This is a genomic window from Janthinobacterium svalbardense (assembly GCF_002327145.1).
GTDB lineage: Bacteria > Pseudomonadota > Gammaproteobacteria > Burkholderiales > Burkholderiaceae_D > Janthinobacterium > Janthinobacterium tructae.
Genome location: NZ_CP023422.1, coordinates 836,507 through 862,236 on the forward strand (window position 1 = coordinate 836,507; position 25,730 = coordinate 862,236).

The 25,730-nt window shown below is 61.4% G+C and carries 24 protein-coding genes; 18 read left to right on the forward strand and 6 right to left on the reverse strand.

What is annotated here, in order from left to right; translation table 11 throughout:
- Positions 1–39 precede the first annotated feature (39 nt).
- The 3 genes from CNX70_RS03635 to CNX70_RS03645 all read left to right on the forward strand — a co-directional run bounded on the left by CNX70_RS03635 (position 40) and on the right by CNX70_RS03645 (position 3,309).
- Positions 40–1,134, forward strand: coding sequence for a type II asparaginase (locus CNX70_RS03635; protein WP_081344939.1), 1,095 nt, complete (start codon positions 40–42; stop codon positions 1,132–1,134).
- Positions 1,135–1,262: 128 nt separating this feature from the next.
- Positions 1,263–2,114 (forward strand): MOSC domain-containing protein, encoded by an 852-nt coding sequence (locus CNX70_RS03640; RefSeq protein WP_096233513.1) that lies wholly within the window; start codon positions 1,263–1,265, stop codon positions 2,112–2,114.
- A gap of 34 nt (positions 2,115–2,148) precedes the next feature.
- A complete protein-coding gene (locus tag CNX70_RS03645) occupies positions 2,149–3,309 on the forward strand; it encodes a GGDEF domain-containing protein (protein WP_096233515.1) in 1,161 nt (386 codons plus the stop codon).
- 14 nt (positions 3,310–3,323) lie between these two features.
- On the opposite strand, the gene CNX70_RS03650 is transcribed toward CNX70_RS03645, so the two are convergent.
- Positions 3,324–5,303: a monovalent cation:proton antiporter family protein gene (locus CNX70_RS03650; protein WP_096233517.1), complete on the reverse strand. Its 1,980-nt coding sequence runs from the start codon at positions 5,301–5,303 to the stop codon at positions 3,324–3,326.
- Between the two features lie 84 nt (positions 5,304–5,387).
- On the opposite strand from CNX70_RS03650, the gene CNX70_RS03655 reads away from it, so the two are divergent.
- The 8 genes from CNX70_RS03655 (at position 5,388) to CNX70_RS03690 (ending at position 12,089) form a co-directional block, all read left to right on the forward strand.
- Positions 5,388–6,422, forward strand: coding sequence for a KpsF/GutQ family sugar-phosphate isomerase (locus CNX70_RS03655; protein ID WP_425269218.1), 1,035 nt, complete (start codon positions 5,388–5,390; stop codon positions 6,420–6,422).
- Positions 6,422–6,955 (forward strand): KdsC family phosphatase, encoded by a 534-nt coding sequence (locus CNX70_RS03660; protein ID WP_096233521.1) that lies wholly within the window; start codon positions 6,422–6,424, stop codon positions 6,953–6,955. The genes CNX70_RS03655 and CNX70_RS03660 overlap by 1 nt, the downstream gene beginning before the upstream one ends.
- A 42-nt stretch (positions 6,956–6,997) precedes the next feature.
- Complete coding sequence (gene lptC, locus CNX70_RS03665; RefSeq protein ID WP_244199025.1) at positions 6,998–7,609, forward strand: LPS export ABC transporter periplasmic protein LptC; 612 nt, start codon at positions 6,998–7,000, stop codon at positions 7,607–7,609.
- Positions 7,610–7,634: 25 nt separating this feature from the next.
- Entirely contained in the window at positions 7,635–8,198 is a 564-nt protein-coding gene (gene lptA / locus CNX70_RS03670; protein ID WP_096233525.1) for a lipopolysaccharide transport periplasmic protein LptA, read from the forward strand.
- Positions 8,198–8,953 carry an LPS export ABC transporter ATP-binding protein gene (gene lptB, locus CNX70_RS03675; protein WP_071079722.1) on the forward strand — a complete coding sequence of 252 codons (756 nt, stop codon included), beginning with the start codon at positions 8,198–8,200 and terminating at the stop codon, positions 8,951–8,953. Before lptA ends, lptB begins: the two co-directional genes overlap by 1 nt.
- 4 nt (positions 8,954–8,957) lie before the next feature.
- Positions 8,958–10,436, forward strand: a complete 1,479-nt coding sequence (locus tag CNX70_RS03680) for an RNA polymerase factor sigma-54 (RefSeq protein WP_096233527.1) — start codon at positions 8,958–8,960, stop codon at positions 10,434–10,436.
- Between the two features lie 69 nt (positions 10,437–10,505).
- Positions 10,506–10,868, forward strand: a complete 363-nt coding sequence (hpf, locus tag CNX70_RS03685) for a ribosome hibernation-promoting factor, HPF/YfiA family (protein WP_035824124.1) — start codon at positions 10,506–10,508, stop codon at positions 10,866–10,868.
- Between the two features lie 135 nt (positions 10,869–11,003).
- Positions 11,004–12,089 carry an enoyl-CoA hydratase/isomerase family protein gene (locus tag CNX70_RS03690; protein WP_096233529.1) on the forward strand — a complete coding sequence of 362 codons (1,086 nt, stop codon included), beginning with the start codon at positions 11,004–11,006 and terminating at the stop codon, positions 12,087–12,089.
- On the opposite strand, the gene rapZ is transcribed toward CNX70_RS03690, so the two are convergent.
- The 5 genes from rapZ to ilvA all read right to left on the reverse strand — a co-directional run bounded on the left by rapZ (position 12,090) and on the right by ilvA (position 17,347).
- Positions 12,090–12,953: an RNase adapter RapZ gene (rapZ, locus tag CNX70_RS03695; RefSeq protein WP_096233532.1), complete on the reverse strand. Its 864-nt coding sequence runs from the start codon at positions 12,951–12,953 to the stop codon at positions 12,090–12,092. It lies immediately after the preceding gene.
- Positions 12,954–13,069: 116 nt separating this feature from the next.
- Complete coding sequence (gene hprK / locus CNX70_RS03700; protein ID WP_034753337.1) at positions 13,070–14,005, reverse strand: HPr(Ser) kinase/phosphatase; 936 nt, start codon at positions 14,003–14,005, stop codon at positions 13,070–13,072.
- 36 nt (positions 14,006–14,041) lie between these two features.
- On the reverse strand, positions 14,042–14,524 hold the full coding sequence (locus CNX70_RS03705; protein ID WP_096233534.1) for a PTS sugar transporter subunit IIA: 483 nt from the start codon (positions 14,522–14,524) through the stop codon (positions 14,042–14,044).
- A 333-nt stretch (positions 14,525–14,857) separates the two neighbouring features.
- Positions 14,858–15,700, reverse strand: a complete 843-nt coding sequence (gene queF, locus CNX70_RS03710) for an NADPH-dependent 7-cyano-7-deazaguanine reductase QueF (protein ID WP_096238257.1) — start codon at positions 15,698–15,700, stop codon at positions 14,858–14,860.
- A gap of 108 nt (positions 15,701–15,808) precedes the next feature.
- Positions 15,809–17,347 carry a threonine ammonia-lyase, biosynthetic gene (ilvA, locus tag CNX70_RS03715; RefSeq protein WP_096233536.1) on the reverse strand — a complete coding sequence of 513 codons (1,539 nt, stop codon included), beginning with the start codon at positions 17,345–17,347 and terminating at the stop codon, positions 15,809–15,811.
- A gap of 201 nt (positions 17,348–17,548) precedes the next feature.
- On the opposite strand from ilvA, the gene CNX70_RS03720 reads away from it, so the two are divergent.
- The 7 genes from CNX70_RS03720 (at position 17,549) to ubiE (ending at position 25,708) form a co-directional block, all read left to right on the forward strand.
- A complete protein-coding gene (locus tag CNX70_RS03720) occupies positions 17,549–18,040 on the forward strand; it encodes a YqaA family protein (protein ID WP_071079715.1) in 492 nt (163 codons plus the stop codon).
- Between the two features lie 268 nt (positions 18,041–18,308).
- Complete coding sequence (locus tag CNX70_RS03725; RefSeq protein ID WP_096233538.1) at positions 18,309–22,349, forward strand: DUF3683 domain-containing protein; 4,041 nt, start codon at positions 18,309–18,311, stop codon at positions 22,347–22,349.
- Positions 22,349–22,798, forward strand: coding sequence for an HIT family protein (locus tag CNX70_RS03730; protein ID WP_096233540.1), 450 nt, complete (start codon positions 22,349–22,351; stop codon positions 22,796–22,798). The genes CNX70_RS03725 and CNX70_RS03730 overlap by 1 nt, the downstream gene beginning before the upstream one ends.
- A 9-nt stretch (positions 22,799–22,807) precedes the next feature.
- Complete coding sequence (locus CNX70_RS03735; RefSeq protein ID WP_096233542.1) at positions 22,808–23,257, forward strand: gamma-butyrobetaine hydroxylase family protein; 450 nt, start codon at positions 22,808–22,810, stop codon at positions 23,255–23,257.
- 98 nt (positions 23,258–23,355) lie between these two features.
- Positions 23,356–23,700: a YciI family protein gene (locus CNX70_RS03740; RefSeq protein WP_096233545.1), complete on the forward strand. Its 345-nt coding sequence runs from the start codon at positions 23,356–23,358 to the stop codon at positions 23,698–23,700.
- 2 nt (positions 23,701–23,702) lie between these two features.
- Positions 23,703–24,944 (forward strand): RNA polymerase sigma factor, encoded by a 1,242-nt coding sequence (locus CNX70_RS03745; protein WP_096233547.1) that lies wholly within the window; start codon positions 23,703–23,705, stop codon positions 24,942–24,944.
- A 29-nt stretch (positions 24,945–24,973) separates the two neighbouring features.
- Positions 24,974–25,708, forward strand: a complete 735-nt coding sequence (gene ubiE, locus CNX70_RS03750; protein WP_034753359.1) for a bifunctional demethylmenaquinone methyltransferase/2-methoxy-6-polyprenyl-1,4-benzoquinol methylase UbiE — start codon at positions 24,974–24,976, stop codon at positions 25,706–25,708.
- Positions 25,709–25,730: the final 22 nt, after the last annotated feature.

Sequence of the window (25,730 nt, forward strand, 5' to 3'; positions counted from 1 at the left end):
GACGTTGTTATTTTTGACAGTACACCTCACGGGAGCACCATGTTTTCACGCAAATTCCATTCTTGTGCACAGCTGATGCTGACCACCTTGCTGATGGGCTTTATCGCCGCGTCCCCTGCGCGCGCGCAGCAAGCGGCCGTCAAATTGCCGAATGTGGTGATTCTGGCCACGGGCGGCACCATCGCCGGCAGTGGCGCCGACAGCACCACCACCGTCGGCTACACCTCGGCCACCGTGGGCGTCGAGCGCCTGATCGCGGCCGTGCCGGAACTGAAAAAAGTGGCGAATGTGAAAGGCGAGCAAGTGTTCCAGATCGCCAGCGAAAGCATGGGCAATAGCCACTGGCTGGCCCTGGCCAAACGCATCAACGTGCTGCTGGCCTCGAACGATGTCGATGGCGTGGTCGTCACGCACGGCACCGATACCATCGAAGAGACGGCGTATTTCCTGAACCTCACCGTGAAGAGCCACAAACCCGTGGTCGTGGTGGGCGCCATGCGGCCATCGACCGCCATTTCGGCCGATGGTCCCATCAACCTGTACAACGCCGTGATGCTCGCTGGCAGCAAGGAAGCCGTGGGCAAGGGCGTGCTGGTGGCCTTGAACGACCAGATCAACGCGGCGCGCGAAGTGACCAAGACGAACACCTCGACCACCGACACCTTCAAGTCGCCGGAACTGGGCATGCTTGGCTACATCCAGGGCAGCAAGGCCTTTTTCTACCGCCAGTCGACGCGCAAGCACACCCTGGAATCGGAATTTGACATCAGCAAGCTCGATGCCCTGCCGCAAGTGGACATCGTGTATGGCTACGCCAACATGAACCGTGTCGGCATGGACGCGTTTATTGCCGCCGGCGCCAAGGGCATCATCCACGCGGGCGTGGGTGATGGCAGCGTGGCCGCGCAAATGAAGCCGGCTCTGGTGGAAGCGCGCCAGAAGGGCGTGCTGATCGTGCGCTCCAGCCGCGTCGGCCAGGGCATCGTGGCGCGCAATGGCGAAGCCAACGACGATGAACTCGACAGTGTCGTCTCCGACACCCTGAACCCGCAAAAAGCCCGCATCCTGCTGATGCTGGCCTTGACCAAGACCAACAGTACGCAAGAAATCCAGCGTATTTTCTATACCTATTGATCGCCGTCACGCCGGCCCAGCCACTGCGGCTGGGCTTGGCTGATTTACGCTAGCCCGCTTTGCTGCCATACTTCGCATCTGAATAATTTACTGGCAGAAGCAGCAATACTGTTCCTTGTCCCCTGTTCATGGCTATCCTGTCTGACATCATCCTGTATCCGATCAAATCGTGCGCCGGCATCCACTTGCAGGAGGCAGTGCTCACGCATTCCGGGCTGATGAGCGAGCACGTGTTCGACCGCGAATGGATGGTGGTCGATGCGCAGGGCCGCTTCCTGACCCAGCGCGAACATCCGCGCATGGCGCTGATCGTGCCCTCCATCAAGGCCACCACGCTGGAGCTGCGCGCGCCGGGCATGTTGCGCCTGGAAATCGAGCTGGGCTTGCCGCATCCGCAACTGGCGCCCATGCTGGAGGTGCAAGTGTGGGACGATAGCGTGCGCGCCTACGATTGCGACGACGTCACGGCCACCTGGTTTTCCAACGCCATCGGCGTGCCGTGCCGCCTGGTGCGCTTTCACCCGGACGTGGTGCGCGCCACCAGCAGGGAATGGACGAATGGCATTGCCGCCGCGACCATGTTTGCCGACGGCTACCCGGTGCTGATCGCCGGCAGTGCTTCGCTCGACGACGTCAATGACAAGTTGCGCGCCGCCGGCCGCGAGGCGCTGCCGATGAACCGGTTCCGTCCCAATCTGGTGATCGGCGATATCGGCGCCTTCGAGGAAGACTACGCCGCGTTCCTGCAATTCGGCGCCACCGTGCTAAAACCCGTCAAGCCGTGCTCGCGCTGCCCGATCCCGTCGGTGGACCAGGCCACGGGCGTGCCCGGACCGGACCCGCTCGACGTCATGCATGGCTATCGCGCCAAGCCCGAACTCGATGGCGCCATCTGCTTCGGCATGAACGCCATCGTCACCGACGGCGGCGACGAGCGCATCGTGGTGGGGCAGGACATCGGTTTCGAACTGGCATTTTAAGCATGGCGCCCGTACAGAAGGGTTTAAGGTTTTTATGAATCAAGCAATACCGCCGGACCCGCGCATTGCCAGCCTCGAAGCCGAAAACCAGGCCTTGCGCGCGCGCATGGCTTTCCTGTTGGAACAGGTTGAGCGCAACCACGACATCATGTGCCGCCACCAGGCGTTTGACCTGGAAATCGTCAGCGCGTCCACCTTTCCCGAACTGATCGGCACCATTTTTCGTACCTTGCCCGTGATCTCCGACCTCGACGGCGTCACCTTGAGCCTGCTCGACGAGGATGACGATATCGTGCTGGTGATGGAAAAACTGGGCGTCGATTTCAGCGCCTTTCCGCAGTTGCTGTTCGTGCATGCCGTGGCGGAGCTGGGTTTTGCTGCACCAAAGCCCGTGGCCGAAGGGGAAGCGGCCTTGCCGCCCTTGCCCCTGCTGGGACAGTTCGACGCCGCCGTGCATGGCCCCCGTTTTCCGGGCATCGACGCTCCCCTGCGCAGCGTGGCGCTGGTGCCCTTGCTGCGCAACAAGCGCCTGATTGGCAGCCTGAACCTGGCCAGCGGCGACATGACGCGCTTCACGCCTTCGCTGGGCACGGATTTCATCAAGCACATGGCCTCCATCATCGCCATTTGCCTGGAAAACGTGATCAGCAATGAAATGCTGAAATACATCGGCCTGACCGATTCCTTGACGGGCGTCTATAACCGCCGCTATATCGACCGCCGGCTGCTGGAAGAAATCGGCCGCGCGCGGCGCCAGAATTATTGCATTTCGTGTATGTATATCGATATCGACCATTTCAAGCTGGTCAATGACACCTATGGCCACCAGGGCGGCGATGAAGTACTGCGCGAAGTGGCCACGCGCATCCGCACGGAATTGCGCCGTTCCGATGCGCTGGGCCGCTTCGGCGGCGAGGAATTCGTCGTCCTGCTGATCGATGCCGACCTCGACAGCGCGACCTTCGTTGCCGAACGCATCCGCGCCAGCATCGCCAGCACCATGTTTGACTTGCCGGGCAGCGCGCAAGCGTGGGTCAGCGTGTCGATCGGCGTGGCCAGCCTGGAAGCGGACGCGGCACTGCTACCCATCGAAACGGTGGCGCAGCAGCTGGTAGCGCACGCCGACCAGGCCCTGTACCAGGCCAAGGCGGGCGGACGTAACAAGGTCATCAGCTGGCAGGCGCAGATCGGCTGACCAAGATCGGCTGACTATTTCAATAATAATGTTTCGGCTTTGGCCACGGCATCCGCGCTGCCGCGCAGCACGATCACATCGCCGCTGGCCAGCTGCGTCTCGGGCGTGACATCAAGGCGGCCACGGCCGCGGCGGATGGCCGTCACGGTCGCGCCGCAGCCGGCCACGTCGAGCGTGCTCAAGGGCAAGCCCACGCACTGCGCGCCCTCGTTGACGGTGACCGTATGCAGGCGTTCCAGCTCGGCATCGTCGCCCGCATCGCTGGAGCCATGGAAATAACCGCGCAGGGAGGCATAGCGTTCCTCGCGCGCCGCCTGCACCCGGTGCACCACGCGGCGCAGGGGCACGCCCATCATGATCAGCGCGTGCGAGGCGAGCATCAGGCTGCCTTCCATCAATTCCGGCACCACTTCGGCCGCGCCCGCGCTTTTCAGCTGGTCGAGGTCGCTGTCGTCGTGGCTGCGCACGATGACGGGCAAGGTGGGCGCCATGTCGTTGAGTAAATGCAATAACTTCAGTGCCGAGGGGGTATTCGCATAGGTGATCACCACGGCGCTGGCCCGGTAGATGCCGGCCGCCACCAGGCTTTCGCGCCGGCCCGCGTCGCCATACGAGACGTGGGCGCCAGCCAGCTGCGCTTCCTGCACCCGTTCCGGGTCCAGGTCCAGCGCGTGGTACTCGATCTTTTCTTCCGCCAGCAGGGTGGCCAGGCTTTGCCCGCTGCGCCCGAAGCCGGCGATCAGCACGTGTTTCTGCGACGCCATGGTGCGCGTGGCGATCTTGGTCAGCGCCAGCGATTGCATCATCCAGTCGTTGGCCGCCAGCTTCATGACGATGGCGTCGGACTTGGCGATGAGGAAGGGCGCCACCAGCATCGACAGCACCATCGAGGCCAGCACCACCTGCACGACGAACGGATCCATCAGCTTGATGCCGCCCGCCAGGTTCAGCAGCACGAAGCCGAACTCGCCCGCCTGCGCCAGTCCCAGTCCCGTGCGCAAGGCCACGCCGTTGCTGGAGCCGAACAGCCGGGCCAGGCCCGCGATCAGGGCAAATTTCAGCAGCACGGGGCCGCACAGCAGCAGCAAGACCAGCCACCAGTTGTCGAGCACCACGCGGATATTGAGCAGCATGCCGACGGTGATGAAGAACAGGCCCAGCAGCACGTCGCGGAAGGGCTTGATATCCTCTTCCACCTGGTGCTTGAATTCCGTCTCGGAAATGAGCATGCCGGCAACAAACGCCCCCAGGGCCAGCGACAGCCCGGCCCGCTCCGTGATCCAGGCCGCGCCCAGCGTGATCAAGAGCAGGTTGAGCATGAACAATTCCTGCGAGCGGCGCTTGGCGACGATGGTCAGCCAGCCGCGCACCAGCTTCTGGCCGATGAACAACAGCAGAATGAGGACAACCAGGGCCTTGCCGCCCGCCCAGGCCAGGGTTTCGGCCAGATTGTCGGAATCGCGCGTGAGGGCGGGAATCAGGATCAGCAGGGGTACCACGGCCAAGTCCTGGAACAGCAAAATGCCGATGATCTTGCGGCCGTGTTCGCTTTCCAGTTCCAGCCGCTCCGTGAGCATTTTCGAGACGATGGCCGTCGACGACATGGCCAGCGCGCCACCCAGGGCAAACGCGGCTTGCCAGCTCAGGTGGATGTAGGCGGACAGGTAGCGTCCGACGAACCAGCCGAAGACGACGGTGGCGATGATGGTGGTGACCACCTGCGCCATGCCAAGGCCGAAGACGATGCGCCGCATGGCGAGAAACTTGGGAAGCGAGAATTCGAGTCCGATGGAAAACATCAGGAAGACGACGCCGAATTCGGCCAGGGTATGGCTGGCTTCGTTCTCGGCTGCCAGGCCCAGCGCGTGGGGGCCGATGACGATGCCGACGGCCAGGTAGCCCAGCATGGGCGGCAGATGCAACATTCTGAAAGCGACCACGCCCAGCACGGCGCTGCCGAGTAACATCAGGGTCAGTTCAAGCGAGGAAAACATGGGTTGCCCGGTGCGCTCAATGGAAATCGTTGTTTGTTGTGACTGGCAAGTTTTTTGCTTTCCTAATTCGTTTATACTTTGGGCATGAGTGTAACCCATGAAAAAACAATGCTGAAAGCTTTTGATCGAATTGACATGCAAGCGACGACCGAGCGCGCCGTCGCGCTGGCCCGTACCACCTTGCAGATCGAGTCCGACGCCATCGTTGCGCTGCGCGCGCGCCTGGCCACGGACGACAGCGTGGGCCGCGCCGTGGCGATGTTGCTGCAATGCAAGGGGCGTGTCGTCGTCTCCGGCATCGGCAAGTCCGGCCATATCGCGCGCAAGATTGCCGCCACCCTCGCTTCCACCGGCACGCCGGCCCTGTTCGTGCATCCGGCCGAAGCGGCCCATGGCGACCTGGGCATGGTCACCTCGGAAGATGCTTTTATTGCCATATCGTACTCCGGCGAATCGTCGGAACTGATGGCCATCATGCCCGTCGTCAAGCGTATGGGTGGCGTGCTCATTTCCATGACGGGCAAGCCGAACTCCAGTCTGGCCCAGCTGGCCGACGTGCACCTGGATATTTCTGTTGAGAAAGAAGCCTGTCCGCTGAACCTGGCGCCGACGGCCAGCACCACCGTCACCCTGGCGCTGGGCGACGCGATCGCCGTGGCCTTGCTCGACTTGCGCGGCTTCAAGGAAGAAGATTTCGCCCGCTCGCACCCGGGCGGCGCCCTGGGCCGCCGCCTGCTCACGCACGTGCATGACGTCATGCGCAGCGGCGAACGAGTACCGAAGGTGCCCGTGGACGCTTCCTTGCTGCAGGCGCTGGAAGAAATGACGAAGAAGGGCATGGGCATGACGGCCGTCGTCGATGCGGACAACCGCCCCGTGGGCGTGTTTACCGATGGCGACTTGCGCCGCATGTTCGAGCGCGTGCAGGATTTCACGCAAGTGGCGATCCGCGACGTCATGCATGCGCAGCCGCGCAGCATCGCACCCGAGCGCCTGGCCGTCGACGCCGTGGCCGTGATGGAGCAGTTCCGCATCAACCAGATGCTGGTCGTCGATGCCGACGGCAAGCTGGTGGGCGCGCTGCATATCCATGATCTGACGCAAGCGAAGGTGATCTGATGGACAGCGTAGCGGACAACCTGGCGCGCGCAGCCAAGGTCAAACTGATGATCTTTGACGTCGATGGCGTGCTCACCGACGGCAGCCTGCATTTCGGCCCGGATGGCGAGATGATGAAAACGTTTAATGTGTATGATGGCCTGGGCATCAAGCTGCTGCAGGAATCGGGCGTGCAGACGGCCATCATCAGCGCGCGCCGCTCGGCCATCACGGCGCGCCGCGCGCAAGACCTGGGTATTACGCATGTGCACCAGGGCGGTCACGACAAGCTGACGCCGTTTCGCGAGCTGCTGGCGCTGACGGGCTTGACGGAAGAGCAATGCGGCTATATCGGCGACGATGTCATCGATGCGCCCATCCTGCGCCGCGTGGGCTTTGCCGTCAGCGTGCCGGGCGGGCGTCCGGAAGTGCAGGGCCTGGCGCACCATGTGACGCAGGCCGGTGGCGGCCGTGGCGCGGTGCGCGAGATCTGCGAATTCCTGCTGCGCGCCCAGGACAACTATGCGCGCGTCATGGCGCCGTTCCTGGAGTGAGGCGCGCCTTGCCGCCAGTGACATTTGAAAGAGTGAAATCCTATGCGTAAGCCAGGAGGCGCCCATCGCTGGCGCATGATGTTTACCGTGCTGGGGGCAGTTGTCTTTGCGCTGGGCAGCTTCTGGCTGCTGGAAGTGATGAACAAGAATGCCCAGGACATCACGGCCAGCAAGCATCAGGATGAGCCCGACTATTTCATCACCAATTTCAGCCTGGTGCGCATGGACTTGACGGGCAAGCCCAGCTATATCGTGTCGGGCACCAAGCTCACGCATTATCCGCTGGACGATTCTTCCGATATCGACCAGCCTTTCGTGCGCAAGCTCACGCCAGGCATGCCGCCGATGAACATGAATGCGGAACTGGCGCATATCGACCAGGACAATACCCGGCTGCAACTGCACCGCAATGTCGTGATCGACCGCGCGGCCAGTCCGAAGGCGCAGAACCTGACGGTCAAGACGGAAGCGCTGACGGTATTCCCGGACGAGGAAAGAATGGAAACGGACGTGCCTGTCGATATCCTGACGGGCACCTCGCGCCTCAATGGCATCGGCATGAAGGCCAATAACGCCACCGGCGTGGTGGAAGTGCAGAATGCGCTGCGCATGGTCCTCCCGCCGAAACCGCGCCCGGCCGCGGCGGCAAAATGACAGAATGAAACAAGGAAACCATACTATGAAGAACATCTTGCTGTTGACCGTATTTTCTCTGGCCATGATGGGCGTGGCGCATGCCGAGAAGGCCGATTCCGAGAAGGAAGCCGTCATCACGGCACGCAGCGGCCATGTCGATGACGTCAAGCAGATTCGCACCCTGACGGGCGACGTGGTGCTGGTCAAGGGCACCCTGACCATGAAGGCGGGCCGGGCCCTGATCACGGAAGATCCGCAAGGCTACCAGTTCATCACTTTCTGGGCCGATCCCGGCAAGCTGGCCACCTTCCGCCAGAAGCGCGATGGCGCGGGCGACCTGTGGGTGGAAGGCGAAGCGGAGCGCGTGGAATACGACAACAAGACGGAAGTGGTGAAGCTGTTTTCCAGGGCCAAGCTGACGCGCCTGGAAGGCACGAAAGTGACCGACGTGGCCAATGGCGCCTTCATCTCGTATGACAGCCGCAAGGAAGTGTTTGCGATGGAAAATTCCGACAGCGGCACCAGCACCCCGGACGGTGGCAGCGTGCGCATGGTGATCCAGCCGAAGCCCAAGGCACCGGCCACGCCCGCGCCAGGAAAGAAATAATGGACAATACTCGTTGCGGCAGCACCCTGATCGTTCGCGGGCTGCAAAAAACCTATGGCAAGCGGCAAGTCGTGCATGATGTCTCGCTGCAAGTCGAATGCGGCGAAGTGGTGGGTTTGCTGGGCCCGAACGGCGCCGGCAAGACCACCTCGTTCTACATGATCGTCGGTCTGGTGCCGTCCGATGGCGGCACCATCGATATCAGCGGCGTGGATATTTCCCGCCTGCCGATCCACCGCCGCGCGCAGATGGGCCTGTCGTATCTGCCACAGGAAGCGTCCGTCTTCCGCAAGCTGACGGTGGAAGACAATATCCGCGCCGTGCTGGAAATCCAGACCGTCGAAGGCCGTCCCCTGAAGAAGGCCGAGATCGAGGAGCGCCTGGATAAATTGCTGGCCGACTTGCAAATTGAAAAGTTGCGCGAGAACCAGGCGCTGTCCCTGTCGGGCGGCGAGCGGCGCCGTGTGGAAATCGCCCGCGCGCTGGCCACCGACCCGCGTTTCGTGCTGCTCGACGAACCGTTCGCCGGTGTCGACCCCATCGCCGTGATCGAGATCCAGCGCATCGTGCGCTTCTTGAAGGAGCGCAATATCGGCGTGCTGATCACCGACCATAATGTGCGCGAGACGCTGGGTATTTGCGACCGTGCCTACATCATCAACCAGGGCTCGGTGCTGGCGTCGGGACGCCCCGACGACATCATCGCGAACGAGTCGGTACGCCGGGTCTATCTGGGCGAACACTTCCGCATGTGAGCCAATGAAACAATCATTGCAGCTGCGCACTTCGCAGCACCTGGCACTGACGCCGCAGTTGCAGCAATCGATACGCCTGTTGCAATTGTCTACCCTGGAATTACACCAGGAACTAGAGCAACTGCTGACGGACAATCCCTTGCTCGAGCGCCTCGACGATCCGCTCGACCATTCGCTGCGCCTGCTGTCCGACGGGGCCCTGAGTTCCACGGCCGCGCCGGCCGAAGCACCGCCCCAGCCGCCAGGCCAGGATGCGCCCGCGGCGCCGGCCGAAGCAGAAACCTTTGACGGCGAAGCGGGCGACAGCCCGGCCGCCGCGGATGGTGGCGACAGCGACTGGAGCGAGGCGAGCCGGGGCAAGGCGCCCGACGACGAAGATTCGCGTCCGCAATTGGAGGCCCATCACTGCACCCTGCGCGAGCACTTGATGGAGCAGATGCGCGTGACGGTGCTCGAATTGCGCGACCGCGCGCTGGTCGAGCTGATCATCGACGCGCTCGACGACAATGGCTACCTGGAAGAGTCGCTCGACGACATCCTGGCGCGCCTGCCGGAAGAGCTGGAAATCGACGCCGACGAGATGCGTACGGCCTTGTCCCTGCTGCAAAGTTTCGATCCGCCCGGCGTGGGTGCGCGCAACGCGTCCGAATGCCTGGCGCTGCAAATCAAGCGCTTGCCGCACGTCGCCATGGTGACGCGGCGCATGGCCCTCGTCATCGTGGAAAAGCACCTGGCCTGGTTTGCCCAGCGCGATTTCAACAAGCTGAAAAAAGCCCTCGATTGCGACGAGGAAGACTTGCGTGAAGCGCAGACGGTGATTCGCCAGTGCAATCCGCATCCGGGCGCCGTGTTCGCCTCGGATGTGTCCGATTACGTGGTGCCCGATGTCGTCGTCAAGCGCGCGCGCAATGGCTGGCAAGTCACCCTGAACAACGACGTCATGCCGCGCCTGCGCGTCAATGCCATGTACGCCAACTTGCTCAAGCAGGGCAAGGGCGAGGGCGCCATGGGCGCGCAATTGCAGGAAGCCAAGTGGCTGATCAAGAATATGCGCCAGCGTTTCGACACGATCCTGCGTGTGGCGCAGGCGATAGTAGAAAGACAAAAGAACTTTTTCTCGCATGGGGCCGTTGCCATGCGCCCCCTTGTGCTCCGTGAAATAGCTGATACACTGGGTTTACACGAGAGTACTATCTCGCGGGTAACAACCCAAAAGTACATGCTGACCCCGCATGGCATGTTTGAGTTGAAATATTTCTTTGGTAGCCACGTCGCCACCGAAGCGGGGGGCGAAGCATCATCGACGGCGATACGGGCATTGATCGTGCAACTGACAGGAGCAGAAGACCCTAAAAATCCTTTATCCGACAGTAAGATTGCGGACATGCTGGGGGAACAAGGCATGGTGATTGCGCGACGTACTGTTGCCAAATACCGGGAAGCGTTGAAAATTCCGCCAGTGAGCCTGCGTAAGTGTTTGTAAGTTTTTTTCGGTTCCTCTGCGGGCCGGATAGGATGGACCGCACGAACCCGATCATCTTTAGGAGTGTGTATGAATCTCACCATCAGCGGACATCATCTCGAAGTGACACCAGCCATCCGTGAATACGTACAAACGAAGCTGGAGCGCGTGAAACGTCATTTCGATCAAGTTATCGATATCGCCGTGATTCTGACCGTGGATAACCTCAAAGAGAAAGAAAAACGTCAAAAGGCCGAAGTCAACCTGCGTCTGAGTGGCAAAACAGTCTATGTGGAAAGCCTGGCGCACGACCTGTATGCCGCAATCGATACCCTGATCGACAAGCTGGACAGGCAAGTGATGAAGTACAAAACCAAAGTGCAAGGGCACGGTAAAGAGGCGATCAAGCATCTGCCAGACAACTCCGAGGAAGACGCCGTCGTCGCCGTTTAAGGCCACCCGCTTCCAGCAGTTGTGATCAACTAAGGGCGCACATCTTGCGCCCTTTTTTGCGCCCGTACCTGTCGAACGCAATGTTCCCCGCGCAGGCGCTAAAATGTTGGCACTTTCACTTCTTTCCTGCCTGCCATGAGCGACTTCGTCCAGACCTCCATCCGCAACCGCACCGGGCACATCGTGCTCGACCGTCCGAAAGCCTTCAACTCCCTGTCGCTGGAGATGGTGCGCGCCCTGAGTGCCGTCTTGCTGGCCTGGCGCGACGATCCGCAGGTGGACGCCGTCGTGATCCGTTCCAGCAGCGAAAAAGCCCTGTGCGCCGGTGGCGATATCCGTTTCTTTTATGATGCGGGCCTGGCTACGCCGCAAGGCGGCAGTGCATTGCTGGAAGATTTCTTTACGGAAGAATACGCCTTAAATCATGTCATTCATTTCTACCCGAAACCGTATATCGCCGTGATGGATGGCGTGGTCATGGGTGGCGGCATGGGCGTGGCGCAAGCCGGGCCCGGCAATCGCTTGCGCATCGTCACGGGCCGCACGCGCATGGCCATGCCGGAAGTCAATATCGGCTTGTTCCCGGACGTGGGTGGCAGTTATTTTCTGTCCCGCCTGGCCGGCCAGCTGGGCCTGTACCTGGGCTTGACGGGCTTGACGATCAACGCGGCCGATGCCCTGTACACGGGGCTGGCCGATGTCTATCTGCCCGAGGCGCAGATGGGGGCGCTGCTGGCGCTGTTCGAATCGACGCCGGGCGAGGCCTTGCCGGTGGCCATCAAGGCGCTGGCGGCACCGTTCCAGGCCGAGGCGGGGGCTTCTCCTTTGGCCACGGCGCGCGCGGCGCTGGACCGCCATTTCGGCGCCCCTTCCGTGGCCGCCATCATGGCCTCGCTGGCGCAGGACGACAGCGCGTTCGCAGGCAAGGCGCTGGCGGCCATGCGTTTGCGTTCGCCGCTGATGATGTCGGTTACCATGGAATTGCTGCAGCGCGGTGCCCACCTGGGCGTGGCCGACTGCCTGCGCCTGGAGCGCAGCGTGGTGCGCCACAATTTCGCGCATGGCGAAGTGCTGGAAGGCGTGCGCGCGCTGGTGGTCGACAAGGACAATGCGCCACGCTGGAACCCCGCCAGCCTGGACCAGGTCGATGCAGCCATGGTGGCGCGGTTCTTTGCGCCCGTCTGGCCGGCCACGGCGCATCCGCTGCGCCACCTCAACTGATTAAGCGCGCTCGCGGTGGCGCAGCACGACTCTTTCGTTGGGGCCGAAGTATTGCGCCAGCCGTTCCGCCATGTACACGGAGCGGTGCTGGCCGCCCGTGCAACCGAGCGCCACCGTCAGGTAGCTGCGGTTGTCGGATTTGAATGATGGCAACCATTTCTCGATGAAGGCGCGGATGTCGGCCAGCAGTTCCAGCGCGCTCGGTTGCGCGTCGAGGAAGGCGATCACGGGCGCATCGCGTCCGTCGAGCGGACGCAGCGCGAGGTCGTAATAGGGATTCGGCAAGGCCCGCACATCGAAGACGAAATCGGCGTCCAGCGGCACGCCCAGCTTGAAGGCGAACGATTCGAAGAACAGGGTCAGCGGCGCGCGTTCGGAGGCGACGATATCCTTGATCCAGGCGCGCAATTTATTGGCGCTCAGTTCCGAGGTATCGATCACATGGCCCAGCTGTTCGATGGTCGACAGGCGCTCGCGTTCTTCCGAGATGCATTCGATCAGGGTACGGCGGCTGGCGGGGTTCTGGTTCGGACGCAATTCGTGCGACAGCGGATGGCTGCGCCGCGTTTCCGAGAAGCGCGCCACCAGCGAATGCGTGGTGGCCGTGAGGAACATCACCTTGACGTCGTGCCCCTGGTCGCGCAGCAGGGCCACATTGTGCGGCAGGCTGGCCAGCGACTCGGCGCTGCGCGCATCGACGGCGACGGCCAGTTGCGGTGTGCCTTCGTCGAGCAAGGTTTGCACCAGGCTGGGCAGCAAGGCCGGTGGCAGGTTGTCGACACAATAGTAGCCGGTATCTTCCAGCACATTGAGCGCGACGGATTTACCGGAGCCGGATATTCCGGTGATAAGGACGATATGCATACGCCGATCATACAATAAAGATCGGCACTGCGCTCCCAAAGCAATGATCTTTACAGATTATTGCAATTTAGACTGTACTAACGGTTCGCCCATGCATGGGTGAACTCCTTGCAACGCTAGTCGCCACTCATTGCCAACCTCTGCCGTTCCATGAACTCCTGCAAGGTATCGATGCCGCGCAGCTGCAGAATCGTATTGCGCACGGCCGCTTCCAGCAGCACGGCGATGTTGCGGCCGGCGGCGACGGGGATGACGACCTTGCGCACTGGCAAGCCGAGCACGTCTTCCGTGGGGAACAGGAAGGGCAGGCGTTCGACTTCCTCTTCCAGCGCGTTGCGGCGCACCAGGTGCACGATCAGTTTCAAGCGCATCTTGCGGCGCACGGCCGTTTCTCCAAAGATGGCCTTGATGTCGAGCAAGCCCAGGCCCCGCACTTCCAGCAGGTTTTGCAGCAGGGGTGGGCAGCGGCCTTCGATCATGTTGGGCGCGATGCGCGAGAATTCCACGGCGTCATCGGCCACCAGGCCGTGGCTGCGCGAAATCAGTTCCAGGCCCAGCTCACTCTTGCCCAGGCCCGAATCGCCCGTGATCAGCACGCCCACGCCCAGCACGTCCATGAACACGCCATGCATGATGATGCGCTGCGCCAGCTTTTTGGACAGGTAGACGCGCAGGAAGTCGATCACTTGCGCGGCCGGCAGCGGGGTCGAGAACAGGGGAATGTTTTGCTCGTCGCAGATGGCGAGGATGTCGGGCGGCGTTTCCAGCCCTTGCGCGATGATCAGCGCGGGTGGGCCGCCGGCGATCAGTTCACCGATCACATGCGTGCGCGTGTTGACCTTCAGGCGCTGATAATAATTGATTTCCTGGTGGCCGAAGACCTGGATGCGGCCCGGATGGATCAGGTTCAAGTGGCCCACCTGGTCGGCGGCCGACGAGACATCGCCCGAGATCAGGCGCTCGCCGCCGGGGAAACCGGCGAACCAGCCCAGTTGCAGACTTTCACGATTATCGTCGTACAGGCGTTGTATCGTCAGCGGCGTTTGCAACATGGCAGTCTTCTTCAGGAGTGGAGGAATACCTGAAGTTTAACCCGTCGCTTGCAGACTGGGTTGCCAATTGACGATGCGCGAATGCACGGATTTCGGTTCCGGATCCGTGGCCAGCGCCGTGCGGAAGGCATCGTCGGAAAACATTTCGGCGATTTCCGACAAAATTTCCAGATGTTGCTGGGTGACATGATCGGGAATCAGCAGGAAAAACAGCAGATTGACGGGCTTGCCATCGGGCGACTCGAAGGGAATCGGCTCGGCCAGGCGCACGAAGGCGCCCAGCGGGGCTTTCAGGGTCTTGCTGCCTTTGACCCTGCCATGCGGCACGGCCACGCCATGGCCCAGGCCTGTCGAGCCCAGGCGTTCGCGGGCAAAAAGATTGTCCGAAACGGTAGAGCGGGCGATGCCGTAATTGTTTTCGAAGATCAGGCCGGCTTGCTCGAAGGCGCGCTTTTTACTGGACACTTCCAGGTCCAGCAGGACGTTTTCGAGAGATAGTATTTTGCTAAGATTAGTCATGACACTCAATGAAATGGTGCAATGCGCAGAGGGCTTGCGAGCCGAATTATAGGCCTGTTTCTGCGGCCTGTAACGCCAATTCTCAACAGTATACGCGCGCTGCGGGCACAGTGCGCGCTACAGCCCATGTCGCCATCATTTTAGCAAAAAAATAACATCGGGGTGTATCGGCTATTTCTTGATTAAAAACACACGGCGAACAGATTTTTCCGCCGCCGAATGCCGATTTTCCGATTTTTCAGCGTCTTTGACATGCTCTGCGGCACTACTGCAACGTTGTTTTAAAACACAGCCAACATTCCTGTTGGCATGGTTTTGTGCTGTTGCCTGGTATTACTGGCGCGCATTGCGCAGATTGCCCGGCATCGTGCCCGTGCTGAAGTTGCTGCGCCACGGATTGATATCGAGCCCGCCGCGGCGTGTATAGCGCGCATACACGGACAGTTTTTGCGGCTTGCACTGGCGCAAGATATCGACAAAGATGCGCTCCACGCATTGCTCATGGAATTCATTGTGTTCGCGGAAACCGATCAGGTAGCGCAGCAGGCTTTCCTGGTCGATCTGTGGTCCTGCATACGCGATCTGCACGCTGCCCCAGTCCGGCTGGCCTGTCACCAGGCAATTCGATTTGAGCAAGTGCGAGACGAGTTTTTCTTCCACCGGCGCATCATCGAACGCCGCCTTCAGCAGCAGCGGCGAGGGCGTGTATTGCGTGATTTCCAGGTCCAGGCGGTCGAGCAGCACGCCGTCGAACTCGCCCATTTTGAGCTTGCCGAAATCTTCCTGCAAGGTCAGTTCCACTTGCACGGGCGCGCCAAAGCCGTTCGACAAATCCTGCTTGAGCAAGGTCAGCAACGCTTCCGGGCTATCCAGCTTGGTCTGGTTGAACGAGTTCAGGTACAGCTTGAACGATTTCGACTCGATGATGTTGGGCGAATCGGCCGGCGCGCTGACCTTGGCAATGGCCACCTGCGGCTTGCCGCGCTGGTTCAGCCACGACAGTTCATACGCATTCCAGATATCGAGGCCGAAGAACGGCAGTGTGCCGTGCAATTCCAGTTCGTCGCGCTTGCCCTGGCGCGGAATCGGAAACAGCAATTCCGGCGCGTAATCGCTGCGGTAGGCGGAGCTTTTGCCCAGGGGAGACAGTTCGGCGAGGTCGTTGGTGGTGGTCATGGTCGTGTGGCGTAGTTCGGTCAAGGACGCATGGTAGCCTATTTCAACCCAACGGCGACGACTGGGGTCGTACCCTGCAGGGTACGATCCCAGTATTTGCAGTTGGGCTTATTGCCCGAGGAACAGCTTATACACAGGATTGCTGCTTTCATCCCAGTAACGATAGCCGAGGGTATCGAGGAAGCGGGCGAATTCTCCCATTTCATCGGGCGGCACTTGCAGGCCCACCAGGATGCGGCCCACGTCGCCGCCCTGGCTGCGGTAATGACACAGGGAAATATTCCAGTTCGGCGCCATGCTGTCGAGGAAGCGCATCAGCGCACCGGGGCGCTCGGGGAATTCAAAGCGGTACAGCAGCTCATCCTGCGCCAGGCGGCTCTTGCCGCCCACCAGGTGGCGGATGTGCGACTTGGCCAGCTCGTCGTGGGTCAAGTCCAGCGTCTTGAATTCATGCTCCTCGAATTTCTTCGCCATCGCCCCGGATTCATGCCGGTCGGCAATCTGGATGCCGACGAACACGTGCGCGGCTTTTTCATCGCTGATGCGGTAGTTAAATTCCGTCACGTTGCGCGCGCCGATGAGCGAGCAGAAGCGTTTGAAGCTGCCCCGCTGTTCGCGCATGGTGACGGCAAACACGGCTTCGCGGAACTCGCCCAGCTCGGCACGCTCGGCGACGAAGCGCAAGCGGTCGAAATTCATGTTGGCGCCGCAGGCGATGGTGACCAGCGTCTGGTTGACGATGGGGTGTTTGCTCAGGCTGGCCCGCTCCACGTAGGCCTTGGCGCCGGCGATGGCCAGTGCGCCGGCCGGTTCCAGAATGGAGCGCGTATCCGTAAATACATCCTTGATGGCGGCGCAGATGGCGTCCGTGTCGACGATGATGATGTCATCGACATATTGCTGCGCCAAACGGAAGGTTTCCTCGCCCACCAGGCGCACGGCCGTGCCGTCCGAAAACAGGCCCACGTCGGGCAGGGTGACGCGTTCGCCCGCTTTCAGCGAGCGCGCCATGGCGTCCGAATCGACCGTTTGCACGCCGATGATCTTGATGTCGGGGCGAATCTGTTTCACGTACGCAGCCACGCCGGCGATCAGGCCGCCGCCGCCGATGGCCACGAAGATGGCGTGGATGGGGCCGGAATGCTGGCGCAGGATTTCCATGCCGATCGTGCCCTGGCCGGCGATCACGTCCGGATCGTCGAACGGGTGCACGAAGGTCAGCTTCTGTTCTTTTTCCAGGGTCAGTGCGTGGTTGTAGGCGTCCGTGTAGGACTCGCCGTGCAGCACGATTTCCACATGCACGCCACCGCGCGCCTTCACGGCGTCAATCTTGACGGGGGGCGTGGTGGTGGGCATGACGATGACGGCGCGGCAGCCCATGCGTGCGGCCGACAGGGCCACGCCCTGGGCGTGGTTGCCGGCCGAAGCGCAAATGACGCCGCGCTTGCGTTCCGCATCGCTGAGCTGGGCCATCTTGTTGTAGGCGCCGCGAATCTTGAAGCTAAACACGCTTTGCATGTCTTCGCGCTTGAAGTAAATCTGGTTGTTCAGGCGCTGCGACAGGGCAGGGGCCAGTTCCAGCGGCGTTTCGGTGGCGACGTCATAGACGCGGGCGGTCAGGATTTTCTTGAGGTAGTCGATGTTCATAGTCTGCTAGCAAGTGATTCTGGGCCAGAAAGGTACTGGAGCGTGTCGGTCGATAGCGGCGGCGCGGCGGCGGATAGCCTGGCGACAATAATGCTCTGTGGAACTGCGGGCGGGTATGCCTTTGCCGGCTGGCGCGATGTGTGCGGCGCGCAGGCTGCTCTTCATTATAATGGAGAGCCTTACTGCATCGCGAAGTGTTCCATGATCGAATCCGCAATCGCCTGGCTGCTGCAGCTGATCGCAGCACCGGAAGTCGGGCTGACCTCGGTCTTTCTGATCAGCTTTATTTCCGCCACCTTGCTGCCGCTCGGCTCGGAGCCGGCCGTGTTTGCCGTCATCAAGGCCAATCCTGCACTGTTCTGGGCCGCCATCGGCGTCGCCACCCTGGGCAATACCCTGGGCGGCATGGTCGACTACTGGATGGGCTACCGGGCCAAGCAGGCGTTCGCCAAGGAGCGCGACACGCGCTGGTTCCGCTGGCTGGCTCGCTATGGCGCCAAGACCATGTTGCTGGCCTGGCTGCCCCTCGTGGGCGACCCCCTGTGCACCTTGGCGGGCTGGCTCAAGCTGCCGTTCTGGCCCAGCGTGGCCTACATGGCCATCGGCAAGTGCGCGCGCTACCTGAGCATGACGGCTTTGCTGCTGTACGTGCCCGATGGCGTGTGGCACCGGATCGGACAAATGCTGGCGTAAACGGCAGGCAAACGGGCGTAATGCAACGCCTGTTTGCCCTATTTTTGGGCAGTTCGATAGTTTGCAGTAGAGTCCGATTCTTGGCATTTTTGCGTCAAAAAATCATGGGAACTGGTTTTTTATTCATGTAAAAGTAGGCTTTTCCGTATTTGCTATGGTAGCGGATGAGGTGCTTAAACCTTAGGCGGCCTAAGGCTGTTCCGGCATGGTGCGGCGCAATAAGATAAAATGGTCCTTTAGGGTCCAGTCCACATCGTCACCACACTCCATGAACGCTCCCGCACAACTCCAAGCTTTACTGGCAGAAACGCCGAATGCTCCCGCAGCAAGCCGCCTGCGCGAAATCCCGTATAACTACACGTCGTTTTCCGATCGCGAGATCGTCATACGCCTGTTGGGGGAGGACTCCTGGCGCCTGCTCGACGAGCTGCGCGGCGCCCGTCAGACGGGCCGTTCGGCCCGCATGCTGTACGAGGTGCTGGGCGACATCTGGGTGGTGCGCCGCAACCCCTACCTGCAGGATGACTTGCTGGACAACCCGAAGCGCCGCCAGGGCTTGATCGATGCCTTGCATCACCGCCTGGCCGAAGTCGACAAGCGCCGCCTGGGCATCGATGCGGCCGGCGGCGACGTCGCGGCCAGTGGCGAAGCGCCGGAAGTGGCCAAGGCGCGCAGCGCCAACGTGGAACTGTTGCTGAAAGCGGCCAGCAAGGCCGTGGCCGACTTCGGCGACGAATTCCGCAAGACCTATGACTTGCGCAAACGCACGGTCAAGGTGCTGGGCCGCTACACGGAAAAACACAATGTGCGCTTCGACGGCATGACGCGCGTGTCGCACGTGACGGATGCCACCGACTGGCGCGTCGAATACCCGTTCGTTGTGCTCACGCCCGACACGGAAGAGGAAATGGCCGGCTTGGTGAAGGGCTGTATCGAGCTGGGGCTGACCATCATCCCGCGCGGCGGCGGCACCGGCTACACGGGCGGCGCGATTCCATTGACGCCGATGTCGGCCGTCATCAATACGGAAAAACTCATCACCCTGGGTGCCGTGGAAATGACGGTCTTGCCGGGATTGAGCCACGAATACGCGACGATCCATTCGGGCGCGGGCGTGATCACGAATAAAGTGTCGGAAGCGGCGGAAAAGGCTGGTTTCGTGTTTGCCGTCGACCCGACCTCGGCCCACGCTTCTTGCATCGGCGGCAATGTCGCCATGAATGCGGGCGGCAAGAAGGCCGTGCTGTGGGGCACGGCGCTGGACAACCTGGCGTCGTGGCGCATGGTCGACCCGAACGGCGACTGGCTCGATGTCACGCGCCTGGACCATAACCTGGGCAAGATCCACGATATCGCACTGGCACGTTTCCAGCTGGAATGGCGTCACCCAAGCACGCGCGACGCGACGAAACCGAACGCGCCGTTCAAGACGGAAATCCTGGAAATTCCTGGCCGCAAGTTCCGTAAAGAGGGCCTGGGCAAGGACGTGACGGACAAATTCCTCGCCGGCTTGCCGGGCATCCAGAAAGAAGGCTGCGACGGCCTCATTACGTCGGCGCGCTGGATCTTGCACAAGATGCCGAAATTCGCCCGCACCGTCTGCCTGGAATTCTTTGGCCAGGCGCGCGATGCGATCCCGTCGATCGTGGAAATCAAGGATTACCTCGATGGCTTGCCGGTCAAGGGCGAGCAATACACGAGCATCCGCCTGGCGGGCCTGGAACACCTGGACGAACGCTACCTGCGTGCCGTCGGCTACGCCACCAAGTCGAAGCGGGGCGTGCTGCCGAAGATGGCCCTGTTTGGCGACATCGTCGGCGACGATGAAAATGCCGTCGCGCAAGCGGCGTCGGAAGTGGTGCGCATCGCCAACACCCGCGTGGGCGAAGGCTTTGTGGCCGTCAGCCCGGAAGCGCGCAAAAAGTTCTGGCTCGACCGCGCCCGCACGGCAGCGATCGCCAAGCACACCAACGCGTTCAAGATCAATGAAGACGTGGTGATTCCGCTCAATCGCATGGGCGAATACACGGATGGCATCGAGCGTATCAATATCGAGCTGTCGATCAAGAACAAGCTGCAACTGGCCGATGCCCTGAGTGAATTCTTTGCCAAGGGTAACTTGCCAATTGGCAAGAGCGACGACGCCTCGGACGACCGGGTCGATGACGCGGAAATGCTGGGCGACCGTGCCGAGCAGGCGCAGCAGTTGCTGGCGCAAGTCACGGCACGCTGGACCTGTCTGCTGGCCCAGCTGGACCGTCCGCTGACCGACGTGAAGGGCGAACTGGCCGAACTGGGCATGGAGCGTTTGCTGCCCGTCTTCGATGCACGCCTGGAAACACAGCCGGACGCCACCCTGTTCGACGTGGTGCAGGACCGCACCGTGCGCATCACCTGGAAGCAAGAAATCCGCGCCCAGCTGCGCCAGATCTTCAATGGCGCCGCTTTTAAACTGATACTCGACGAAGCGACGGCGATTCATGCGCGCATCCTGCGTTCGCGCGTATTTGTCGCGCTGCACATGCATGCGGGCGACGGCAACGTGCACACGAACTTGCCCGTCAACTCGGACAATTACGACATGCTGCAAGATGCCCACGCCGCCGTGGGCCGCATCATGATCCTGGCCCGCTCGCTCAATGGCGTCATTTCGGGCGAACACGGTATCGGCATCACCAAGCTGGAATTTTTGACGGAAGAAGAAATCGGCGAGTTCCGCAGCTACAAGCAGCGCATCGATCCGGAAGGCCGTTTCAACAAAGGCAAATTGCTGAACTTGCCGGGTATGGGCGCCGACTTGCGCAATGCCTACACGCCATCGTTCGGCCTGATGGGCCATGAGTCGCTGATCATGCAGCAAAGCGACATCGGCGCCATTGCCGACAGCGTCAAGGATTGCTTGCGCTGCGGTAAGTGCAAACCCGTCTGCGCGACCCATGTGCCGCGCGCCAATTTGCTGTACTCGCCGCGCGACAAGATCCTGGCGACGTCCTCGCTGATCGAAGCCTTCCTGTATGAAGAGCAGACGCGGCGCGGTATTTCCATCAAGCATTGGGAAGAGTTCGAAGACGTGGCCGACCACTGCACGGTGTGCCATAAATGCGTCACGCCCTGTCCCGTCAACATCGACTTCGGCGACGTGTCGATGAACATGCGTAACTTGCTGCGCAAGATGGACAAGAAAAGCTTCAATCCGGGCACCAAGGCGACGATGCTGTTCCTCAACGCCACCGATCCCGTGACCATCAATGCCACGCGCAAGGTCATGATCGACTGGGGCTACAAGGCACAGCGCCTGGGCCACGATCTGCTGAAGAAATTTGCCAAGAAGCAGACCAAGGCGCCGCCGCCATCGACGGGCAAGCCGCCTGTCAAGGCGCAGGTGATTCACTTCATCAACAAAAAAATGCCGGGCAACTTGCCGAAGAAAACGGCGCGCGCGCTGCTCGACATTGAGGACGATAAAGTCATCCCGATCATCCGCAATCCGAAGACGACCACGGCCGATACGGAAGCCGTGTTCTACTTCCCCGGTTGCGGTTCGGAGCGATTGTTCTCGCAAGTGGGCCTGGCGACGCAAGCGATGCTGTGGGAAGTGGGCGTGCAGACGGTCTTGCCGCCGGGCTACCTGTGCTGCGGTTATCCGCAGCGGGGCGCTGGCGAGTTCGACAAGGCCGAGAAGATGATGACGGACAACCGCGTCCTGTTCCACCGCATGGCCAACACGCTCAACTACCTGGACATCAAGACGGTGCTGGTGTCGTGCGGCACCTGCTATGACCAGCTGGCAACGTACCAGTTTGAAAAGATTTTCCCCGGCTGCCGCATCATGGATATCCATGAGTACTTGCTGGAGAAAAACGTCAAGCTGGAGGGCGTCAACGGCACGCGTTATATGTACCACGAGCCATGCCACAATCCGATGAAGTTGCAGGAATCGGGCAAGACCATCAATTCCCTGATCAGCACGGTGGACAACGTGAAGATCGAGAAAAATGACCGTTGCTGTGGCGAATCGGGTTCGCTGGCCGTCACGCGCCCCGACATTTCCACGCAAGTGCGTTTCCGCAAGGAAGAAGAGATGGTCAAGGGCGCCGACAAGCTGCGCGGCGACGGGTTCACGGGCGACGTGAAAATCCTCACCAGCTGCCCGTCGTGCCTGCAAGGCTTGTCGCGCTACAATGACGATTCGGGCACGACGGCCGACTACATCGTCGTCGAGATCGCCAAACACTTGCTGGGAGAGAACTGGATGCCGGATTACGTGAAACGCGCCAATGACGGCGGCATCGAACGGGTGCTGGTGTAATGTCCACGGGTTGCGATCTGTGTCAGTTACTGGACGGCTACGCTAACAAGCAGGGTCTGGAAACCTTGCTGTGGCGCAGCGAGCGCTTGTGCGTGGTGGCCGTCGATGATCCAAGTTACCCCGGCTTTTGCCGCGTGATCTGGAACAAGCACGTGAAGGAAATGACGGATTTGACGCCCGGTGAGCGCAATTACGTCATGGAAGTCGTGTGGCAAGTCGAGCTGGCCGTGCGTGAAGTCATGCAGCCGGAAAAGGTGAATGTGGCCAGTTTCGGCAACATGACGCCGCATGTGCACTGGCACGTGATACCCCGCTACCGCGACGATGCGCATTTCCCGAATCCCAGCTGGGCGGTGTTCCAGCGCGAGACGGCGCCGGAAGTACTGGCCGCGCGCCGCGCCCTGTTGCCGGCCTTGCGCGACGCCATCATTCAACGTTTATCCGCATAAAGTATCGTCATGACTGAAAAAACAGCAACACCCCAACCGACCGGCTTGACCGTACACAACCAATCGCGCGTGCTCGATGTGGCCTTCGACGATGGCAGCACATTTACGTTGCCGTTCGAATACCTGCGCGTGTATTCGCCGTCGGCCGAAGTGCAGGGCCATGGCAAGGGCCAGGAAACCTTGCAATTAGGCAAGCGCCTGGTGGGCATCACGGGCCTGGAGCCTGTCGGCAACTACGCCGTGCAACCCACCTTCAGCGATGGCCACAATTCCGGCCTGTACACCTGGGCTTATCTGTACAAGCTGGGCGCGCAGCAAGCGACATTGTGGCAAGCCTACCTGGACCAGCTGGCGGCGGCCGGCTACCCCGGCGACAGCGGCCGCGACGCCAAGGCGGACATGACGGTCAAGCAATCTTCCGGTCACGTGCATGGACCCAGTTGCGGGCATAAACACTAAAGTGAAAAAATAATGCGGTAATCTTGTCGGATTGCCGCATATCCATTCGTCGTATGAATGCCCGCGCTTGCGGGCATTTTTCTTTTGGAGAAGAAACTATGGAATACCTGATCCTGATCTACGCCGATGAATCCCGCTATGAAACGATGCCGGAAGGACAGATGGCCAGCCTGATGGCCGACTTTGCCAGTTATACGCAGGCACTGGAGGCTGCTGGCGTACTGCGCGGCGGCGCCGAACTGGCGCCCGTGAGCAGCGCCACCAGCGTGCGCGTACAAAATGGCAAGCAGATCATCACGGATGGGCCGTTCGCGGAAACCAAGGAGCAGCTGGGCGGCTACTATTTGCTGGACTGCGCCCACCTGGACGAGGCGCTGGCCTGGGCCGGGCGTTGCCCGGCAGCCTCGCTGGGCACCATCGAAGTGCGGCCTGTCACGGCATAGCCATGGCCGGCGACGCCCTGTCGGCCGTCGAGCACGTCTTTCGCCAGGAACGGGGCAGGGTGCTGGCCGGCCTGATGCGGCGCTTTGGCGACCTGGGCCTGGCGGAAGATGTGTTACAGGAAGCGTGCCGCAAGGCACTGGAACTGTGGCCGCGCACGGGCATCCCCGATCATCCCGCCGCCTGGCTCAGTGCCGTGGCGCGCAACGCGGGCCTCGATTACGTGCGCCGCGCGGGCAAGAGCATCACCGATGCCGAGGCCGTGCTGTCCTGTTTGCCTGCTTCCGTGATGGAAGAAACGCACGCCATCGAGGACGACCGTTTGCGCCTGCTGTTCATCTGTTGCCATCCCGCGCTGGCACCTGAAGCGCAGGTGGCGCTGGCCCTGCGTACCCTGTGTGGGCTGTCCACGGCCGAGATCGCGCGCGCCTTCGGCGTGGCGGAAGCGGCCCTGTCGCAGCGTCTATTGCGCGCCAAACGCAAGATCGCCGAAGCGCGCATCCCTTTCGCGTTGCCGCCAGCGCAAGACTGGCCACTACGGCTGGCGCAAGTGTTGCACGTGATTTACCTCGTGTTCAGCGAAGGCTATTGCGCCAGCGGCGGTGATAGCCTGCTGCGCGCCGACCTGTGCGCGGAAGCGCTGCGGCTGGGACGGCTGCTCGACAGCCTGCAGCCGGGCCAGCCGGAAGTGCAGGGTTTACTGGCCCTGATGCTGCTGCAGGCGTCGCGCGGCCCGGCCCGCCTGTCGCCAGGCGGTGAGCTGCTGACCCTGGAAGAGCAGGACCGGCGCCTGTGGCAGAGTGACTTGATTGCCGAGGGACTGGCCGTGCTGGCGCTGGCCCTGCCGGCGCGCGCACCGGGCCCATACCAGCTGCAGGCGGCCATTGCCGCCCTGCACGCCAAAGCTCCCACAGCCAGCCAGACGGACTGGCGCCAGATCCACGTCCTGTATGGCGCCTTGCTGCGGCACAAGCCGGAACCCTTGATTTTGCTCAATGCGGTGATTGCCTGTGCCATGGCGCATGGTGCCGAACACGGCCTGGCGTGGCTGGATCGCCTGGAAGCCATGCCCAGCCTTGCCAGCTCGCATTATCTGCATGCGGCCCGGGCCGACTTGCTGCGCCGCCAGGGTGACTGCTCAGGCGCGCTGGCGGCGTATGCACAGGCGGCAATGCTTGCTTCAAATGCAGTGGAAAGGCAATACCTTCTCCGGCGTCAGGGGGAAATGCGCCTGCCGCTTGTATAATGCGTGCAAGTTCAAACAGACTGCCTACCATGACCAATACGACCCATTTCGGATACAAAACAGTTGCAGAAGACGACAAAGTGCGCGAAGTCGCCAAGGTGTTCCATTCCGTCGCTGCCAAATACGACGTGATGAACGACTTGATGTCGGGCGGGCTGCACCGTCTGTGGAAGACGTTCACCATTGCCAACGCGGGCGTGCGCCCCGGCTTCAAGGTGCTCGACATCGCCGGCGGCACGGGCGACCTGTCGAAGGCGTTTGCCAAGCAGGCGGGCCCGACGGGCGAAGTCTGGTTGACCGATATCAATGAATCGATGTTGCGCGTGGGCCGCGACCGCCTCTTGAATCGCGGCTTGCTCACCCCCACCTTGTTGTGTGACGCGGAAAAACTGCCGTTCCCTGATAACTATTTTGACCGTGTCAGCGTGGCCTTTGGCCTGCGCAACATGACGCACAAGGATGTGGCGCTGGCCGAAATGCGCCGCGTGCTGAAGCCGGGCGGCAAGCTGCTGGTGCTGGAGTTTTCCAAGGTGGCCGCGCCGCTGCAAAAGCCGTATGACCTGTATTCGTTCTCGGTCTTGCCGTGGTTCGGACAGAAAATCGCCGGCGACGCGGAAAGCTATCGCTACCTGGCCGAATCGATCCGCATGCACCCGGACCAGGAAACGCTGAAGACCATGATGGAAACGGCGGGCCTGGAGCGCGTGCAGTACTACAATTTGACGGCAGGCATTGCCGCTTTGCATACCGGTATCAAGATGTAATGCATCAATGTTGGTGATTTTA